Source organism: Haloferax sp. DFSO60, from assembly GCF_046557615.1.
Taxonomy (GTDB): domain Archaea; phylum Halobacteriota; class Halobacteria; order Halobacteriales; family Haloferacaceae; genus Haloferax.
Window position 1 is genome coordinate 1269552 of the sequence record NZ_JBKIII010000001.1, and the last position, 16860, is coordinate 1286411.

At 60.0% G+C, this 16860-nt stretch carries 24 protein-coding genes and 2 pseudogenes; 12 read left to right on the forward strand and 14 right to left on the reverse strand.

Annotated features, from left to right (window positions below; translation table 11 throughout):
• Window positions 1-54: 54 nt before the first annotated feature.
• Window positions 55-873: a prephenate dehydratase gene (gene pheA, locus ACK509_RS06725; protein WP_410765715.1), complete on the reverse strand. Its 819-nt coding sequence runs from the start codon at window positions 871-873 to the stop codon at window positions 55-57.
• A 78-nt stretch (window positions 874-951) separates the two neighbouring features.
• Window positions 952-1611 carry an imidazole glycerol phosphate synthase subunit HisH gene (gene hisH / locus ACK509_RS06730; RefSeq protein ID WP_410765716.1) on the reverse strand — a complete coding sequence of 220 codons (660 nt, stop codon included), beginning with the start codon at window positions 1609-1611 and terminating at the stop codon, window positions 952-954.
• A 184-nt stretch (window positions 1612-1795) separates the two neighbouring features.
• Between hisH and phnD the strand changes: the two genes are divergently transcribed.
• From phnD to ACK509_RS06745, 3 genes and pseudogenes are all read left to right on the forward strand, one after another.
• Window positions 1796-2998, forward strand: a complete 1203-nt coding sequence (phnD, locus tag ACK509_RS06735) for a phosphate/phosphite/phosphonate ABC transporter substrate-binding protein (RefSeq protein ID WP_410766261.1) — start codon at window positions 1796-1798, stop codon at window positions 2996-2998.
• Window positions 2999-3052: 54 nt separating this feature from the next.
• A pseudogene (locus ACK509_RS06740) lies at window positions 3053-3187 on the forward strand (DUF6498-containing protein); the annotation flags it as partial.
• A 182-nt stretch (window positions 3188-3369) separates the two neighbouring features.
• Window positions 3370-3825, forward strand: coding sequence for a DUF6498-containing protein (locus ACK509_RS06745; protein ID WP_410765717.1), 456 nt, complete (start codon window positions 3370-3372; stop codon window positions 3823-3825).
• Between the two features lie 3 nt (window positions 3826-3828).
• Here ACK509_RS06745 and ACK509_RS06750 read toward each other — a convergent pair whose 3' ends face one another.
• Genes ACK509_RS06750 through ACK509_RS06760 form a run of 3 tightly spaced genes read right to left on the reverse strand, consistent with a single transcriptional unit; the run spans window position 3829 to window position 5237 of the window.
• Window positions 3829-4425 (reverse strand): uracil-DNA glycosylase family protein, encoded by a 597-nt coding sequence (locus ACK509_RS06750; RefSeq protein WP_410765718.1) that lies wholly within the window; start codon window positions 4423-4425, stop codon window positions 3829-3831.
• 24 nt (window positions 4426-4449) lie between these two features.
• Window positions 4450-5070 carry a DUF99 family protein gene (locus tag ACK509_RS06755; RefSeq protein WP_410765719.1) on the reverse strand — a complete coding sequence of 207 codons (621 nt, stop codon included), beginning with the start codon at window positions 5068-5070 and terminating at the stop codon, window positions 4450-4452.
• Window positions 5067-5237 (reverse strand): DUF5786 family protein, encoded by a 171-nt coding sequence (locus ACK509_RS06760; protein ID WP_390224510.1) that lies wholly within the window; start codon window positions 5235-5237, stop codon window positions 5067-5069. The genes ACK509_RS06755 and ACK509_RS06760 overlap by 4 nt, the downstream gene beginning before the upstream one ends.
• A gap of 171 nt (window positions 5238-5408) precedes the next feature.
• Between ACK509_RS06760 and ACK509_RS06765 the strand changes: the two genes are divergently transcribed.
• The gene (locus ACK509_RS06765) at window positions 5409-6035 is read left to right on the forward strand and encodes an MBL fold metallo-hydrolase (RefSeq protein ID WP_410765720.1); all 627 of its coding nucleotides are present in this window, start codon (window positions 5409-5411) and stop codon (window positions 6033-6035) included.
• A gap of 1 nt (window position 6036) precedes the next feature.
• Window positions 6037-6405 carry a hypothetical protein gene (locus ACK509_RS06770; RefSeq protein WP_410765721.1) on the forward strand — a complete coding sequence of 123 codons (369 nt, stop codon included), beginning with the start codon at window positions 6037-6039 and terminating at the stop codon, window positions 6403-6405.
• A gap of 22 nt (window positions 6406-6427) precedes the next feature.
• Here ACK509_RS06770 and ACK509_RS06775 read toward each other — a convergent pair whose 3' ends face one another.
• Both ACK509_RS06775 and ACK509_RS06780 read right to left on the reverse strand, forming a co-directional pair.
• Window positions 6428-6574 carry a 50S ribosomal protein L40e gene (locus ACK509_RS06775; protein ID WP_390224515.1) on the reverse strand — a complete coding sequence of 49 codons (147 nt, stop codon included), beginning with the start codon at window positions 6572-6574 and terminating at the stop codon, window positions 6428-6430.
• A gap of 99 nt (window positions 6575-6673) precedes the next feature.
• Window positions 6674-6943: pseudogene (locus tag ACK509_RS06780) on the reverse strand (thioredoxin family protein); the annotation flags it as partial.
• A gap of 98 nt (window positions 6944-7041) precedes the next feature.
• On the opposite strand from ACK509_RS06780, the gene ACK509_RS06785 reads away from it, so the two are divergent.
• Genes ACK509_RS06785 through hisE form a run of 3 tightly spaced genes read left to right on the forward strand, consistent with a single transcriptional unit; the run spans window position 7042 to window position 8215 of the window.
• On the forward strand, window positions 7042-7206 hold the full coding sequence (locus ACK509_RS06785; protein ID WP_410765722.1) for a preprotein translocase subunit Sec61beta: 165 nt from the start codon (window positions 7042-7044) through the stop codon (window positions 7204-7206).
• A gap of 51 nt (window positions 7207-7257) precedes the next feature.
• Window positions 7258-7860, forward strand: a complete 603-nt coding sequence (pdxT, locus tag ACK509_RS06790; RefSeq protein WP_410765723.1) for a pyridoxal 5'-phosphate synthase glutaminase subunit PdxT — start codon at window positions 7258-7260, stop codon at window positions 7858-7860.
• A gap of 52 nt (window positions 7861-7912) precedes the next feature.
• A complete protein-coding gene (gene hisE / locus ACK509_RS06795) occupies window positions 7913-8215 on the forward strand; it encodes a phosphoribosyl-ATP diphosphatase (RefSeq protein ID WP_410765724.1) in 303 nt (100 codons plus the stop codon).
• 42 nt (window positions 8216-8257) lie between these two features.
• Here hisE and npdG read toward each other — a convergent pair whose 3' ends face one another.
• The gene (gene npdG / locus ACK509_RS06800; protein WP_410765725.1) at window positions 8258-8926 is read right to left on the reverse strand and encodes an NADPH-dependent F420 reductase; all 669 of its coding nucleotides are present in this window, start codon (window positions 8924-8926) and stop codon (window positions 8258-8260) included.
• A gap of 191 nt (window positions 8927-9117) precedes the next feature.
• Between npdG and ACK509_RS06805 the strand changes: the two genes are divergently transcribed.
• Window positions 9118-10014, forward strand: coding sequence for a hypothetical protein (locus ACK509_RS06805; RefSeq protein WP_410765726.1), 897 nt, complete (start codon window positions 9118-9120; stop codon window positions 10012-10014).
• A 1-nt stretch (window position 10015) separates the two neighbouring features.
• Here ACK509_RS06805 and ACK509_RS06810 read toward each other — a convergent pair whose 3' ends face one another.
• Window positions 10016-10231, reverse strand: a complete 216-nt coding sequence (locus ACK509_RS06810) for a hypothetical protein (RefSeq protein ID WP_410765727.1) — start codon at window positions 10229-10231, stop codon at window positions 10016-10018.
• Complete coding sequence (locus tag ACK509_RS06815; protein WP_410765728.1) at window positions 10231-11085, reverse strand: TIGR01548 family HAD-type hydrolase; 855 nt, start codon at window positions 11083-11085, stop codon at window positions 10231-10233. The genes ACK509_RS06810 and ACK509_RS06815 overlap by 1 nt, the downstream gene beginning before the upstream one ends.
• A 26-nt stretch (window positions 11086-11111) precedes the next feature.
• Between ACK509_RS06815 and ACK509_RS06820 the strand changes: the two genes are divergently transcribed.
• Window positions 11112-11384, forward strand: a complete 273-nt coding sequence (locus ACK509_RS06820; RefSeq protein ID WP_410765729.1) for a hypothetical protein — start codon at window positions 11112-11114, stop codon at window positions 11382-11384.
• On the opposite strand, the gene ACK509_RS06825 is transcribed toward ACK509_RS06820, so the two are convergent.
• Window positions 11381-11797, reverse strand: a complete 417-nt coding sequence (locus ACK509_RS06825; RefSeq protein WP_410765730.1) for a UPF0146 family protein — start codon at window positions 11795-11797, stop codon at window positions 11381-11383. The genes ACK509_RS06820 and ACK509_RS06825 overlap by 4 nt on opposite strands.
• 39 nt (window positions 11798-11836) lie before the next feature.
• Between ACK509_RS06825 and ACK509_RS06830 the strand changes: the two genes are divergently transcribed.
• Entirely contained in the window at window positions 11837-12358 is a 522-nt protein-coding gene (locus tag ACK509_RS06830; RefSeq protein WP_410765731.1) for an archaemetzincin family Zn-dependent metalloprotease, read from the forward strand.
• A gap of 93 nt (window positions 12359-12451) precedes the next feature.
• Entirely contained in the window at window positions 12452-13471 is a 1020-nt protein-coding gene (rtcA, locus tag ACK509_RS06835; protein WP_410765732.1) for an RNA 3'-terminal phosphate cyclase, read from the forward strand.
• 25 nt (window positions 13472-13496) lie between these two features.
• Here rtcA and ACK509_RS06840 read toward each other — a convergent pair whose 3' ends face one another.
• The 3 genes from ACK509_RS06840 to ACK509_RS06850 form a co-directional block, all read right to left on the reverse strand.
• Window positions 13497-13979: a YbhB/YbcL family Raf kinase inhibitor-like protein gene (locus ACK509_RS06840; RefSeq protein WP_410765733.1), complete on the reverse strand. Its 483-nt coding sequence runs from the start codon at window positions 13977-13979 to the stop codon at window positions 13497-13499.
• 53 nt (window positions 13980-14032) lie between these two features.
• The gene (locus ACK509_RS06845) at window positions 14033-14890 is read right to left on the reverse strand and encodes a VOC family protein (protein WP_410765734.1); all 858 of its coding nucleotides are present in this window, start codon (window positions 14888-14890) and stop codon (window positions 14033-14035) included.
• 153 nt (window positions 14891-15043) lie between these two features.
• Window positions 15044-16858, reverse strand: a complete 1815-nt coding sequence (locus ACK509_RS06850; protein ID WP_410765735.1) for a ribosome biogenesis/translation initiation ATPase RLI — start codon at window positions 16856-16858, stop codon at window positions 15044-15046.
• Between the last annotated feature and the right edge of the window lie 2 nt (window positions 16859-16860).

Below are 16860 nucleotides of genomic sequence, written 5' to 3' on the forward strand. Positions count from 1 at the left end.
CGGCAGGATATTCGTCGGATTAGAACTCAAAAAGGGAGAGTCATCGCGGGGGACTCAGTACAACACGTGTTGGGTATCGTACGACCCGAGGACGCGAACCCACCCGTTGCGGGCGATGCCTTCGACTTCGTCGAGTGCGCCCTGCATCCGCTCTTCGTAGAGACCAGCGTCGGCGTCGATGTGGAAGAGATAGTCACCGAGACGGTTGCCGCTCGGACGCGACTCGATACGCGAGAGGTTGATATCGCGCTCGGCGAACGCTTCGAGCAGTTCGAGGAGCAGTCCGGGGTAGTTGGCGTTCGGATAGACGACGAGTGAGGTCTTCCCGCCAGCATCCGAGCGTGCAGACTCGGGGGCGACGACGAGGAACCGCGTCGCGTTCGACGAACGGTCTTGGATGTCTTCGGCGATGATTTCGAGGTCATCACCATCAGCACCGGTCGCATTGTCCGGGTGCCCGATACCGGCGATAGAGGAGTCTTCGCGGGCGCGTTCGACACCGCGGGCCGTACTCGCAACAGCCTCGAGTCTCACGGAGGGGTAGTTCTCTTCGAGATACGTGCGGCACTGCGCGAGCGCCTGCGAGTGACTGGCGACGACGTCGAAGTCGGGGCCTTGGGCGAGAAGCGCGTGTCGAATCGGCGTGACGATTTCCTTGGTGACACTCACCTTGGAGTTGGCGAGCGCGTCGAGACTCTCGGTGACGCTTCCTTCGATGCTGTTTTCGATGGGGACGACGCCGCGGTCGAACGACCCATCGGCGACGGCATCGACGATAGCCGAGACTGATTCTCTGAACTCCACGTCGTCGGCGACCGCACGGGCGGCACGATGTGAGTACGTCCCTGCGGGACCGAGCGTGACAACCTGCATGGGGCCTCCTTCACTCAGCGCCGACAAAAGGGCGTCGGGGGCGGCAGACGATGACGCGAGAGCAGGCGAGTCCGAAGCTTACCGACTGGCGCAGAATTCGACGAAGTTGCGGAGGATTTTGAGACCTGTCTCACCCGACTTCTCGGGGTGGAACTGCGTGCCGAAAATCGTGCCGTCCTCGTTGGCGACGACTGCGGGGAACTCCACGCCGTAGTCGGAGGTGGCGACGATGGCGTCTTCGGAGGTTGGTTTCGCATAGTAAGAGTGGACGAAGTAGGCGTATTCCCCATCGACGCCCTCCACGATTGGGTGGTCGCGTGTAACCGTGAGGTCGTTCCAGCCCATGTGCGGGACTTTCTGGCCCTCCGCGAATCTGACGTTGTCGCCGGGGATGAAATCCAGCCCTTCGACTTCGCCTTCTCCGGCGTGTTCGGCCTCTTCGGAGGAGGTGAGGAGCATCTGCATACCGAGACAGATACCGAAAATTGGCGTGCCATCGTCGGCGGCGTCGGCGAGTGCCTCACGGAATGGCCCGGCGTTCTCCATGCCCTCCGAGAACGCACCGACACCGGGGAGGACGATACCGTCGGCGTCGGCGAAATCGGCCGTGTCGTCGGAGATGGTCACGTTCGCCCCGGCGCGTTCGAGTCCGCGCATTGCACTCCGAAGGTTTCCAAGCCCGTAATCGACGATTACCACGTCGGCGAGCGTCTCTTCGGGTGGCTTCGATGTACTCATACGTGTCTCTTCGTGGGGAGTGCCAAGTGAGTTTCCGTCTCGGCGATAGCGTGGGAAATTCGAGAATCAACAGACAGTTCTATGTTTTATCACGGAGATTGAGTTTCAGGTTTATATGTGTACCAATCTGGAGAAATAATAGGAAAGCTTAATTTCAATATAGAATACATTCTGGACGAATCACATATCTTTCCGACGAAGTTTCCTGAAGAAAGCCAGTGTCGCAGGCGCACTCGGCATGACAGGACTCAGTGGTTGTATCGGTAGTATTGGTGGTGGGTCGGATTCAGTGACGTTCCTTCTGACGCCCTCGGAATCCGACGTTGACATCAAACAACAGTATCAGCCGCTTTTCGCGTATCTCGAGTCCGAGTCCGACGTGACTATCGAGTCCGAAGTGGCCGCCGATTACTCCGCAGTGTATCAGGCGTTCAAGTCCGGGCAGGCGGACATCGCCGACTCCTCGCCGACGATTGCCATTCAGGGTGGCAACGAAGGCGTGACCGAAGTCATGGGTATCCGTGTCGCCTACGGCGCAGCGAAGTACTTCTCGCTCCTCACGACGACGCCGGACAGCGGTATCGAAGAAATCGCAGACCTCGAAGGTGAGACGATTGCGTTTGCAGACCGTCTCTCGACGAGTGGGTCGCTCTTCCCCCTCTACATGCTCAAACAGGCCGGTCTCGATACGGGGAACGCACCCGACGGAGACCCGGGGAACTTCCAGGGCCAGTGGTCCGACCACTCGACTGCCCGCGAGACGCTCGTCAACCGTGACGAAGTGATGGCCGCCGGAACCGGTGCGTTCTCGACGGCACCACACGTCCCGAAAGACCAGTTCCCAGAGGAGTTCCTCGAAACCTCCGCAGAGAACGACGGCGACCTCGGGACCGAGACGCCCGAACTCAAACTGCTCGCTGCATCTGACCCGATTCCACGCGCACCCATAATCATGCGTGCGGAACTCGAATCCGAGATGAAGACCTCGCTCACCGACGCGCTCGAAGAAGTCGAAGACGGGCCTATCGAGGCCATCGAATCGACCGGTGCAAACCGCCGTCAGACCGTCGTCTTCGGGATGCTCTCGCAGGTGTTCACGCCATTCATCGCGTGGACGATGTACATCCTCGAAATCAACACCCGAATTGCCGTCACGATGGGTCTCGTCGGCGGTGGCGGTATCGGTTACATCCTCCAGACGCAACGACAACTGTTCAAGTACACGAACATGATGGCGACAATTCTCGTCATCTTCCTGCTCGTCGTCTCCGTGGAGTTCGTCAGCCAGCGCGTTCGCTCCTACATTCGCGGCGAGGAAGAGGGAACCAGTTTCCTCAAACTCGTCATCGAGTTCCCACAGCGCATGGCACGCTCGATGTGGGAGTAACCCGACGTTCTCACGCGGTAACGCTTTTTCTCGGTTCGGCGCGATACGAGTTGCATGCAGTGGTCACCACGAGACTCGTCACCGATTGCACTTCTCGCGCTGGTGGCCGCGAATCTCGTTCCACTCGTGGGTGTCCTCTGGTTTGGGTGGAGTCTCAAAGCCCTGCTCGTCGTCTATTGGCTCGAAAGCGGCGTGATTGGCCTGCTCAACGTCCCAAAAGTATTGCTCGCCAGTGGGAGCGAAAACGGGACGTTTGGGTCGAACATGTCGCTGACAATCAACGGCCAGCAAGTCGATGTCACCCACCAGCGAACCCACGAGACGGGATTCACTTCTACGCGTCGAACGTCCCGATTGCGGGCTTCTTTGCGATGCACTACGGCATCTTCTGGGTCGTCCACGGTGTCTTCGTCTGGACGTTCGACCTCTTTACCGGAGGCTCACTCGGCGGCGTTCCCCTCCTTCCAGTCCTTCTTGCCACTGGTGTCACGCTCCTCACCCACGGTGGGTCGCTCCTCACAAATTTCGTCGGCCGCGAGGAGTATCGACACATCTCGCCCGGTGGGCAGATGGCCGAACCCTACAAACGCGTCATCGTCCTCCACCTGACGATTCTTTTCGGGGCATTCCTCGTCGCGGGCGCTGGAACACCCGTCGCGGCGCTGGTCGTGATGGTCGTCGTGAAATCAGTACTCGATATCGCCGCTCACGTGCGCGAACACACCCGTGCGAGAAAACGACTAGAGCGGGCAGAGCAAGAGCAGGCCGAAGGCGGACCGAACGAAGAGAGGGTCTCCCACGAAGCCGATTCCGACCTCGCGTTCTAATCCTCAGAAGTCGCCGAGACTTGCTTGGCCGTCCGACGAGTCGGACAGTCCAGAGAGGGTCGCCGCCCGCGAAATCGTCTCGAAGAAGCCGTCGCGCTGACCGCGGTCATAGAGCGTCGCCGCAGGGTGAACAGAGAGGAGGACGCGATACGAACGGTCGCCGATTCGGACATCGACGACAGAGCCGGATTCGGACGTGATGGCGACGCTTCTCTCCAGTAGATTCTGCGAGGGTACCTTGCCGAGTGTCACGATGAGTTCGGGTTCGACGAGTTCGAGTTCGCGCGCGAGGTAACCACGGCAGTTCGAGAGTTCCTCGCTCGTCGGGTCGCGGTTGTCCGGTGGGCGACAGCGAACGCAGTTGGTGATACGAACGTCGGCGCGGGCGAGTCCGGCATCGCGGAGTGCGTCGTCCAGAACGCTCCCAGAGCGGCCGACGAAGGGTTCACCACCCTCGTCTTCTTTCGCGCCGGGTGCCTCGCCGAGAAACAGCAGATTCGCATCTTCAGGGCCGACGCCGTTGACGATGCGACTTCGTGAATCGACGAGTGCGGGGCACCGCTCGCAGTCGGTCACACAAAGGCCCTCCATGTGGTCCATGCCTCGGAGAAAGACGGCAGACGCTTAATTTCCACCGAACCGGCGTGCGGCGCGGGCGGCCATCCGTGCCACGCGAAGGGGTTCGGGTCGCCCACCTTCGGGAGTGAACGCGTGAACGACGCGGGCGGCGGTGTCATCGTCGCATCCGACTGCCCGGACGAACACCTGTTCACCATCGATTTCGAGCGGAGTTCGCGTAGGTGCGTTGCGGTAGCGTTCGAGTCGCCACTCGCGTTCGTCGCCGGAGAACTGCTCGTTCAGCGCGGGTTCGAGACCCTCGCTCTGCTCGAACGAGACGGAGATAACGGGGCGATTGGTTTCGGCCGCGACGTGGTGCAGGTCGATGAGGTTGAACCACGCTGGGGCGATTCCAGAGATGAGGATGTATCGCACGTCTTCGCGGTCCAGCGTCTCCCACACGCGGCAGATTGCATCGGTGGCGTCGTCACCGCCGACGGTCCAATAGTCGAACGCGAGACCATCGACCACGCGGTCAGCGCGGACGACCGCACCGCAGATGGTACTTCGAGGAGCATCGCCACTGGCGGCGTTGGTTGGCAAAGAATGGGTCGCTGGTGTCGAGTTCGCCCGCTCGGTTCCTCCGTAGGATTCAGCGATTCCGAGCGCGCGGGTGCCGGGTTTCACTCCTCTTTCATCTCTTCGAGGCGGTCGAGCAACTCGTCGTTCGACGCGCCAATTTCGAAATCGACCGTTCCTTCGTGTTCCGATTCGCTGGTGTTGACTCCCTCGTCTTCGTCGAAATCGACATCGTTGGAACTCTGCTCAGACTCGTCGTAGCTCCCAAATCCCATATGTGTACCTACGAGGTTGACATGGAAAAATGATTTGCCGCGCAACTGTCGGTGGTAACAAAACACGGACCGCGCAGAGAGTGATACGTTCGTCGTGACACCCTTGCCTTGGTCTTCTAGTCTCGGTTGTCGGTGCCCACGGCTTTTTTCCATCGAGCGCGTACATGGGGTATGGAAATCATCCCTGTGACGGCAGACGCCGAGGTGTTCACCTGTAACGCCTACCTCCTCGTTGGCGAACGAACCGTCCTCGTCGATGCCGGAGCGATGGAAGGCATCGAATCGGTCGTCTCGGACCATACGGACCACCTCGACGCTCTCGTCATCACCCACCAGCACTCCGACCATATCGCAGAACTGGAGTCGGTCGTCGAACAGTTCGACCCCGACGTGTACGCCTACAGCGACCACCCGCTTCGGACCCACAACCTCGACGATGGTGACGAACTCCAGATGGGCGACGAAACGTTCGACGTCGTCTACACGCCCGGCCACGCCGCCGACCACATCTCGCTCGTCAGCGACCGGGTACTCTTCTCGGGTGACGTGGTCGTCTACAACGACGGTGCGTACGACGACGGTAGTTTCGGGCGGACCGACATGTCCGGCCAGTCGCGCGAACGACTCATCACGAGCCTCGAAACCCTGCTCGAACGCCTTCCCGAGGGTGTCGAAGAACTATACGCGGGTCACGGCGACGTGTTTACGAACGAGGACGACGGCGACACCGTCCGCGACGTTATCGAGCGGGCGTTGAGTCGAGCAAAAGAACGCAAGCCGAAGTACCCGGAGGCGTGAGATGGCGACAGAGAGCGTCACTCGGAGATCACTCACCCGGCTCGATTACGTCGCTGTCGTCCTCGCCGCACTGACAGGGCTGATTCACCTCGTCCTCGGAGCGGCGGCGCTCGCCTCGAATCTCGCCGACCCACTGGGTATCGCGTTTATTGGGGCGGCCGCGGGCTTTGCGGCTGGAATCGTCGCGGTCCTCCGCGGGGGCGACCGGGCGCGACGCCTCGCTATCGGTCTCGGGATTCCATTCGTCCTCGGCCAAATCGTCCTCTACCTCTTGCTGAACTGGCCGAACATCTTCGGTATCGGCGGCGTCGTGGACAAAATCGTACAGATTGCGCTCTTAGCAGTACTCGTCGTGTTGTACCGTCAATAGACGAAGGAAAAAGACAGACCAGTTAGGCTGCGCGGCGTTCCTTCGACTTGGGTCGAAGGTGCTTGTAGCCGCACTTGCGGCAGCTCTTTGCCTTCTTCGAGTTTCGCGCGTTGCAGCGCATGCAGATCTGCTTCTCCAGCGTCCGCTTCGTCGCAGCGTCGTTAGCCATACACAACAGTCCCTACCACGTTCCTATAACGCTTGCGAGACGAAGCGCTGTGGCTCACCACGAAGGTATCGAAGAGATGTACTGAAACCGGTCGGACGCTTAGGCGCCTGCCTGCTTCAGCGCAGATTCGATGTCGTCACGCTGGGTGACGCCAACGAAACGGTCCACGATACCGTCGTCGTTCTCGATGATGAGCGTCGGAAGCGACCGAACCTGGTACTGGTTGGCCACGTCCTGTTCTTCATCAACGTCTACCTTCTCGAACTCGACGGCCTCGAAGTCGGATTCGAGTTCGTCGAGAATCGGGTCTTGCGTTTTGCACGGTCCACACCAATCCGCGTAGAAGTCTAAGAGTCGAACGGTCATGGTATCCCGCCGGAGGTTGCTTGCCTCGGTGCATAAGGATTACTCACCGTCGCTCGCATCGAGCCGAAACGTTTAGGCAGGGCACGCACAGACGGTGAGACATGAGCAAAGGTCAGAACAGCGGCGGCCTGATGTCGAGTGCCGGTCTCGTTCGGTACTTCGACGCAGAGGACCGCAACGCGATTCGTCTCGACCCGAAAGCCGTCGTCGCCGCAGGAACCCTCTTCGGCATCGGCATTCTGGTGCTGAACGCCCTCGCGTTCTAACGGCAATTCACCAACGGACGGTTTTTGTCCTCGCGTTTCTGAGTCTCATCTATGTCTACCGTACGCGCCGGTGTCATCGCCGTCCAAGGCGATGTCTCGGAACACGCCGCCGCCATCGAACACGCCGCCGAGGCACACGGTGTCGAAGCCGATATCGTCGAAATCCGTCAGTCAGGACTCGTCCCCGACTGCGACGTGCTGTTGATGCCCGGCGGAGAGTCCACGACCATCTCTCGACTTCTCGCGCGCGAAGGCATCGACGAAGAAATCAAAGCACACGTCGAAGCCGGAAAGCCGGTTCTTGCGACCTGTGCCGGTCTCATCGTCGCCTCCCGAGACGCCAAAGACGAGCGCGTCCAGACGCTTGACCTCCTCGACGTGACCGTGGACCGCAACGCCTTCGGTCGACAGGTCGATAGCTTCGAAGCCCCGCTCGACGTAGACGGGCTCGACTCTCCATTCCCTGCGGTGTTCATTCGCGCCCCACTCATCGACGAAGTGGGCGACGACGTGGAAATCCTCGCCGAGTGGGACGGGAACCCGGTCGCCGTCCGCGATGGCCCAATCATTGGAACCTCGTTCCACCCCGAACTGACACCCGATAGCCGCCTTCACGACCTCGCATTTTTCGAGGAACTGGCAGTCGAAGCCTGAGCGACAGCGCGAGACCCACGCGTATTTATCTCTCACCCCGCAACTCGCCGGTATGGACGCCGACACGCCGACCGACGAGGTACTCGACGAACTCTTCTCGACTATCGAATCTCGAAAGGCCGAGTTGCCCGAGGACTCCTACACGACGACGCTCTTCACCCACGAGAAAGGCGAGAACTACGTTCTCGAAAAACTGGGCGAAGAGATGACCGAGACGATTCTCGCCGCGAAAGACGACGACACCGACGAACTCCGCTACGAGAGCGCCGACCTCGTGTACCACCTGCTCGTGTTACTGTCGATGAAAGACGTGTCGCTCGACGACCTCCGAGAAGAACTGAAAAGTCGATTCTGAAGCGATTCGATTGTGAATCTGTTCGGGCGTTTGCTCTGAGACTTATTGGAAGCGAACGCCGAGGTCGTTCATGCCCTTGTTGTTGTGGGCGACGTTGATAAGGAGTGGCGTGAGTGCCTCGATTTCGCTGGCGTTCGCGAGTCCACCGGCGTCGAGCGGGCGGAGTCCCTCGATACCATCAGCGAGCAGTCGAACCGTCTCCTTCGCGTCGTCGTCGTCCGCAATGAGGAGGGTGTCAATGTCGAGGTCCGCATCGAGGTCCGCGAGTCGGCCTGCGGCGAGGTTGTGGAACGCGCCGACGACGGGGACGCCCTCCGGGGCCGCATCGACGACGAGTGCCGTGACGCTCCCGGCTTTCGGCGCGTGGTAGTGGAAGCCGTCGTCGTCGCGCTTGATACCTACCGCGGGCGTAACGAGGATGTCGCCTTCGGAGAGCGAGTCGGCGACCGCGTCGATGGTGTCAGCGACGTGGTACGGAGGCACCGAGAGGACGACGACGCTCGCGCGGTCTGCGGCCATCTCGTTGGTGAAGCCGTTGATTTTTACGTCGCGGGCGCGACTCGAAAGCTCGGTCTCGTACTCGTCGGCTTTCTCGCGCGCCTTTTCGGGGTCGCGCGAGCCGATGATGACCTCGTGGTCCGTGTCGTAGGCCCAGCGGAGGGCGAGGCCTTCGCCGATATCGCCGGTGCCGCCGAGAAGTGCAATTCGCATACCTCGTACAGAGGACGGGGTGTGCTAAAGAATTACGCGACCGGACGGTTCTGCCTGTGTTGTGCAGTTGAAATTTTGACTCGGTATCTGCTTGTCGGGGTTGAGTAAGAACGCGTTTCCGACTGCAGACATCGAAGAAATTGTGTCAGAAATCACAAGGCTCTTACTAGGAATGAGTCTGAATACACACTATGTCAATAAACGAACCTGCTGAGTCAGATGGGTCCATTGAGCGAAAGACGGCGCTCGTGCGATCAATTTGCTCACTCCTGGATAGTTATCGAGTAAGAATCGTATATACTATTCTGGGGATTGTCTTATATTTGTCATTCGTTTCATCTGGATTTCCGGTGATTGCGAGAGGAGCTTTGCTAGCAAGCGTGATATTTTCATTCCACGAGACGCTTCACTCAAAGATTCACCAAATTACATCAATTACATCGATTGTTCGTAAGCGCGATGAAGGACGCACAGCCGAAAGGCGACCGATCTCAGCGATTGTAGGGGTTGCGATTGTTGACCTGTTGATTGCAGTCCCGATGTTCTCATCGGGTGAATACGTGTGGCCATACACTCTTGCGCTGGCTCTGCATTTCGTACTTGCCGTTGTACTTTATGGCGGAATTCAGTTGTTCCAAAGAGAGGTGAAAGACAGTATTCGGCCATATCTCGGTCAACCGTACAAAGCAATGTTAGTCATTGTAGTCGTCTTTTGCCTTGATCTGTATTTCATATATGAAATTTTGACAATTCCAGAACTACCGCAATATCAAACGATTCTGGCACCTGGTCAGGTAATTGAGATCACTGGGGAATCGATTCTTTTTCCCATTGCCTATCTTGCCGTGTTGGGAACGTTGGCTGCACTTTCTTTCTTAATCTTGCTGGCATCCCTCTGGTTATCTCTAATTGCTCTCGGGACGCTCGTGCCAGTTCTTTTGGTATTTTCACCAGGTTTAGTGTTCACTGGTCTCGAAACAGCGCCCCACTCAATCCGGGTCTGGGCGGCGCTGGGAGTGGTGGTTTTCACGGTGATTTCTGCACTCCCATCAATCATCAAAAGCAGAGGTTGGTTCTTGAACGAATAATTCACTCACCATCGTCGTCCGACTCCACCGCACCCTGCAACCGCGCGAACCCATCTCGATACACCAACCACCACGCGAAGACGGGCGCGGTGAGCAACGCGGGCGCGATGAGAAACACCTGACTCGCAGGGTCCGGTGGGAGGACGAGCGACCCGACAACGACGATGAGGGCGTCGAACGCGAGCAACGTCATCACGAACGCACGAAAGTCGCCCATCAGTCGAGGATTTCATCCAAGTCGTTCACGTCCTCGATGACCGCCGAGGCACCGATTTCGGAGAACTTCTGTCGCCCGTTATCGCCCGTGAGACCACCAGAGAGGACGCCGACGCCGTAGTAGACGCGCGAGTCGTCCGTGGCTTCGGCGTTGAGCGCGGTCTTCACGTCGTCGAGGGTGTCGCCGACGAAGACAACCTGTTCCGAACCGAGGCGTTCGGCCACGGTCACGAGGGCTTTCGGGTGCGGTTTTCCGTGGTCCCAGTCGTCCATCGTGAATCGGTGGTCGTCGTCGAGTTCGACGCCCGCGCGGTCCAGTGCGATATCGGCCTCCGCGGAGGGGCGACCGGTGACGACGCCGACGTTGTAGTCAGCGAGGAATTCGAGCGTCTCCGGTCGGAGAATCACAGGTTCGTCGTGGATATATCCAGAAGCATCGAACGGCGGTTCGCCGCCTTCGAGTTCGGAGAAGAGTTCAGAACCGAGATAGAGCGCCTGAAACACGTCGCGTAACTCCTCAGGATTCCACGCGTCGAAGACGATATCGGGGTCGGAAAGTTCGGCTTCGACGACCGCCTTTGCGGCCTCCAACCCGCCGCCTTCTGTGTGGATTGCATCGGTGAATTCAGCAATCGAAATCTCGGTCTGTCGGGAGAGAAGAACGTACAGTGCCGCGGCGTAGGTAAGTTCCCAGTCGTTGTTGAACCCGCCTGCGTTCTTGAACAGTTGGACGTCCTCGCGTCCGATGGTCTCACCGTGGAGGCGTTTGACAGACTCGATAATCGCCCGCCGGTAGGAATCGGCCACATCGAGTAGCACGCCGTCGATATCGAGAACGACAGTGTCCGCGTTCATACGGAATGCGAGAGGCGGAGCGAAAAGTGCCTTACTCTTTTTTAGCCCCGGTCGAACTCACACTTGGTGACAAAGGCGGCGAGATGAGCATCAAGAGCGCGCTCAAAGAACTTGGAATGCGAACCGGTGCTGCGGCGGTCGTGGTTGGGGTATTCGTGGGGCTCGGCTACCTAAACCGAACTGACTTTCTCGGTCTCTCGTCCGCTCTTGGAACTCAGCACGCGTTCTTCGCGGCGGCGTTCCTGTTGGTCGGTGTTCTCTCCGGAGGCTGGGTTCTGATTCAGCAGTACAGGAGTTAGCGTCGCCCGGGCGCATCCGTCGCAACGAAGAGCGTATCGCCGTCCAGCGAGATTCGACTGGTTGGAATCGACGGTTCGTCGTAGCCCAGTGTGGTGAAGTAGAACTCCGCACCCGCACGGCGTGCGATGGTCGCAACGGGTCGATGCAGTTCGATAGGCAAGTTGAGCGCGTAGATTGCATCGACACCCTCGTAGGGTCCGAGGTTGGCGGCGTCTTCGCGCGAAAACACGTCGTCAACGACGAAGCGAACGCTGTCGGGAACTGGCATCTCGTGAACGTCGATTGCGGTCACATCGACGCCGCGGGTGGCGAGTGTTTCGGCGACGGCGGGGTTGCGACCGATGCCGACTTCGAGTACTCGCTCGTAATCAACCAACTGCGTGACGATGGCATCGCGAAGCGAATTTCTCACGGCGGGATATTTATCACCGGCGCCCGCTTAACGCCTGCTATGCTTGTCGATATCGTACCCATCGGAGACATCCCCGCGAGAGTCAAGCGGGAGGCCTCCGCGGGGCTTCGGTCCGTCTACGATTGTGACGTGACCGTCCACGCGAATCAGTCCATACCGGAGGGTGCGTTTGACCGAAGTCGCAACCAATACCGGGCCGAGCAGTTCATCGAATTGGCGAGTCGTGTCGGGCGCGGCGAGAAGAACATCGGAATCACTGCAAAAGACCTCTACTACCGACGGCGGAACTACGTTTTCGGACTCGCGTATCTCAACGGCAACGGCTCTGTTATCTCGACGTATCGCCTCCAGACATCGACCGACGGCGGCATCACCACCAAGCCCGCCGAAGACGTGTTCGCCGACCGTGTTCGCAAGGAAGTCGTCCACGAAATCGGCCACACGTTCGGCCTCGAACACTGCGACAACAGCAAGTGCGTGATGTCGTTCTCGCCGACCGTCCGCGAAGTCGATGTGAAAGAAGAGAATCTCTGCGGTACGTGTAGCCGACTCCTCCACTAAACCCCGCTCGTTTTTCGTCTCGGTTCGCATTCGTTCACACATGCTCAGACAGCCGTCTCGTTCACCACCGACTGCGACGCACCGAGTCGGCCAATGATTCGAATCGACGGCGCAGAGGGCGGCGGCCAACTCCTCCGTACTGCGCTCGCCCTCTCTGTGGTCACCGGCGAACCCTTCGAGATGACCGCGATTCGAGCGACGCGGCCGAGTCCAGGGCTGAAAGCCCAACACCTCGCGTGCGTTTCGGTCGCCGAAGCCGTCTCTGACTCACGCGTCGAAGGCGCGAAACAGGGCTCGTCGAAGCTTCGATTCACGCCGAACACCGTTCGGCCAGACCCAATCGACGTCGATGTCGGCACCGCCGGAAGCACGACGCTCGTCTGTGAGACGCTCCTTCCCGTTGCCGTCGCCCTCGAGGAACCACTGCAACTGACTGTCACCGGCGGCACCGACGTTCGCTGGTCGCCTCCGGTAGATTACCTTCAGTACGTCAAGCGACCGCTGTGTGGGAAGTTCGGGGTCGAGTTCGACATCGACGTTCGAAGGCGCGGTTTCTACCCCGCAGGTGGCGGTCGCTTGTCGATGACGGTCTATCCGGCCGATTCGACGCCACTCGACTTCGCATCGGCACGCGACCCGGTGTCTGAACTCACCTGCTACTCGGTTGCCAGCGAGTCGCTCCGGTCGGCAAACGTCGCGCATCGACAGCTATCGGGAGTCACCGACGCGCTGGCGGAGAGTGGAATCGAAGCCCCGGTTACCACGTCTGCAACCTACGCGAAGAGTAGCTCACCGGGGACCGTCGTCGTCCTCGTCGCACACGCGGGCGAGGCAATTGCAGGGTTCAACGCCTACGGCGAGAAAGGCGTGCCAGCAGAGCGAGTCGGGGCAAAAACGGTCCAACAGTTCCGCGACTGGATGGCGAGCGACGCCCCACTCGACCGATACATGGCCGACCAACTACTCGTCTGGGTCGCACTCGTTGGTGGGAGAATCTCCGTTCCGGAGGTGACGAACCACGTGCGGACGAACATCGAGGTGATTCGCGCCTTCGGCTTCGATGTGACACTCCGAGAGGCACCCACGGGTGCGGTTGTCGAGCGAGTCGAGTAGCTGAGAGCGATTTCTACGGAGCGTTTTACGGAGCGTAGGTTCCAGTGAGTCGCGCCTCGTCGATGACGTGGCCCTCAATCATGCGTTCGAGGTGTGCCTTCGTCGCACCGGGTTCGAGTGGGAGTTCTCTATCGAGCGCGTAGAGGACGAACCGATAGGTGTGTTCTCCATCGGGCGGGTTCGGGCCGCCGTAGCCTCGCGTTCCATAGCTATTGGTCCCCTCAGCGACACCCGGTGGAGTGGCCCCTTCGGGAATCTCGGTCGTCGCCGGGTCGATGTTCCAGACGACCCAGTGGTCCCACACTTGCCCGGCAGGTTTCATCGCGTCAGGGTCGTCCATCACCAGTGCCAACGATACCGCGTCGCTCGGAACACCATCCCATTCGAGCGGCGGACTCGTGTTCTGCTTCGTGTAGCCGTGTTTTCGCGGAATCTCGCTCCCGTCGTCGAAGGCCGGACTCCGCAGTGTAAACCCGGCCGATGCGTCGCTCCCTGCGTGAGAGTCCATACAACGTGTTGGACGACCAACGACAAAATGATTCGTTCGGCAGAAGTGACCGGTTAGTCGGCCTGAATCAGTCGAATTTCGATACCATCGGGGTCGCTGACCGAGTGGACGCCATCCGACGTGGTGACATCGAAACCAGCCTGTTCGAGTGAGTCTGTAACCGCGCTTCGGGCCTCGGCGTCCGCGACGACGACTTCGAACCACTCGATTCCTCGACTCTCCTCGACTCCCTTTCGTCGGTTGTTCCAGCGATTCAAGCCGACGTGGTGATGGTAGTCGCCCGCGGCGACGAACGCCGCGCTCGGATACGTGTCGTTCCGGAGGTTCATTCCCAACCCTTCGGTGTAGAACTCGACCGACTGCGGGAGGTCAGTGACTTCGAGGTGAACGTGACCGAGGTCGGTTTCCGCTGGGAGTGAGTCGTCGCCCACTGCTTCTTCGAGTACGTCACCGAGGTCCAGCGGGAGGGTGTCCATCGCAACCGTGCCGTCGTCGTTGTGCGGCCACTCGGATTTGGGTCGGTCCCAGTACACTTCGATGCCGTTGCCTTCCGGGTCGCGCAGATACAGCGCCTCACTCACGAGGTGGTCGGACGCCCCCGAGAGTTGTGCCCCGTCTTGGATGCGCCGGAGTGCGTCACCGAGTGCCGCGCGAGTCGGGACACGAACGGCGAGGTGGAACAGACCTGCTTCGTCGCGGGCGCGACGTGGGGCATCGGCGTCTTCTTCGAGGACGACGAGTGGAGAGTCTCCGGCCGAGAGGATTGCTCGTGAATCGGCTCGCTCGGCCTCGAACCCAAGAACGTCGCGGTAGAAGGGAACCACAGCGTCGAGTGAACCCACGCGAAGGGCGATACGGCCGAGGTGTGTCGAAGCGGGAAGCACACCGGTATCAGCTGAAGTGTTGGACATACCCTCTCTTCGCGCGGGACGTACAAAGCGATCCTCGTAACATCAATCGAGCTACGTGACACCGGTGTTACGTGGTCAGAAACGCGTGAGAACGGGAATCGGGAGAACGAGAACGGAAACGCAGGGTGGAACGAGAACGGAAACGCAGGGTGGTTAGTTCGCGTAGTAGTACTCACCGGAGCGTTTCTGCTCGCGGTCGAGTTGCGAATTGGGCTTGTTGATGCGCGGGCGCTGGGTGCGCTCGTCGCGGCGGAACGTGATGTCGAGGTCCGACAGGAAGTCGTTCATGCCGTCGCGCATCTCCTGTGGCTTCGAGGCGTGACCCTCGATGGAAGGCTGGCCGTCGAAGACCATCAGGCGGTCGGCGAGCAGGTCCATCATGTAGATGTCGTGGTCGATGACCATGACCGTCGCGTCGTGGTTCTCGGCGTAGCGCCGAATTGCGGAGGTTGCCTGCACGCGCTGTTCGACGTCGAGGTGGGCCGATGGCTCGTCCAGCAGGTAAAGGTCGGCGTCCTGTGAGAGGCACGCCGCGATAGCGACGCGCTGGCGCTCACCGCCGGAGAGGTCGGTGAGGTTGCGCTCCATGATGCGGTTGAGTTGCAGTGGGTTCGCAACTTCCGTGTTCCAGTACGACGAGCCGAACTGGTCCGTAATCGACGAGAGGAACGCATCGACGCGCATCGGTTGGTCGATTTCGACGTACTGTGGCTTGTAGGAGATGTCGAGCGAGAAGTCGAGTTCGCCCTCGTCGGGCGTGAGCGCCCCAGTGAACATCTTCGCCAACGTGGACTTACCAATCCCGTTGGGACCGACGATACCCAGCACTTCGCCGTGGTGGATAGTCCCGGCATCGACGTCGAGCGAGAACTCGCCTTCGCCGTAGGACTTGGACATGTCGGGGTACTCGATGAGGGGTTCTGCCTTCGTGGTCTCGCGCGGAGCGTGCTCCTCGAAGGTGATGGCCTCGGGCCGAATCCGCATGTTCTCGTTCGAGAGGTAGCCCTTGAGGTACTCGTTGATGCCGTTACGGACCGATTTGGGGTCCGTGATGACACCGTACGCGCCGGGTTTACCGTACGCGACGTGGAGCGTGTCTGCGAGCAGGTCGAGGATTGCAAGGTCGTGTTCGACCACGAGAACCGCGCGGTCTTCTTCTTCGGCGAGTTCGCGGATGAGACGGGCCGCGGTGACGCGCTGGCCGATGTCGAGGTAGGGCGAAATCTCGTCGAGGAAGTAGAAGTCGCGGTCGCGGGCGAGCGTCGCAGCGAGCGCGACACGCTGGAGTTCGCCGCCGGAGAGCGTATCGATGTCGTTGTCCACGACCGGGCCGATATCGAGACGCTCGATGTACTCGTCGAGTGCGCCGCGCTCGTCGGTCGCTTCCAGCAGTTCACGTGCCTTCCCGTCGAACTGCTTCGGAATCTGGTCCACGTACTGCGGTTTTCGTGCGACACTCACGTCGCCATCGCGGACTTTCGAGACGTAGTTCTGAAGCTCGGTTCCGCGGAAGCGGTCGAGGACCGCTTCCCACGACGGTTCGTCGTCGTAGTTCCCGAGGTTGGGGACCATCTCGCCTGCGAGGGCGTGAACGGCGGTCGTCTTACCAATCCCGTTCGGTCCGAGAATACCCGTGACCGAACCTGCTTCGGGTACCGGAAGCCCGTAGAGCGAGAAGGCGTTCTCGCCGTAGCGGTGGGTTGGCTCTTCGTCGAGTTCGGAGGGGAGGTTGATGATTTCGATGGCGTCGAACGGGCACTTCTCGACACAGATACCGCAGGTCTCTCCGAGACAGATTTCTTCGGAGATGCGGACTTGGTCGGGGCCGCCCTGTTCGGCGTCTTCGCCACGAAGTGTGATGCACTCTTTGCCCGTCCGGTTGGGCGGACAGAAGTTCGAACACTCGTAGCTACATCGGTCCGGCGAACACCGGTCGAGGTCGACGACGGCGATACTGTGGTCAGCCATGG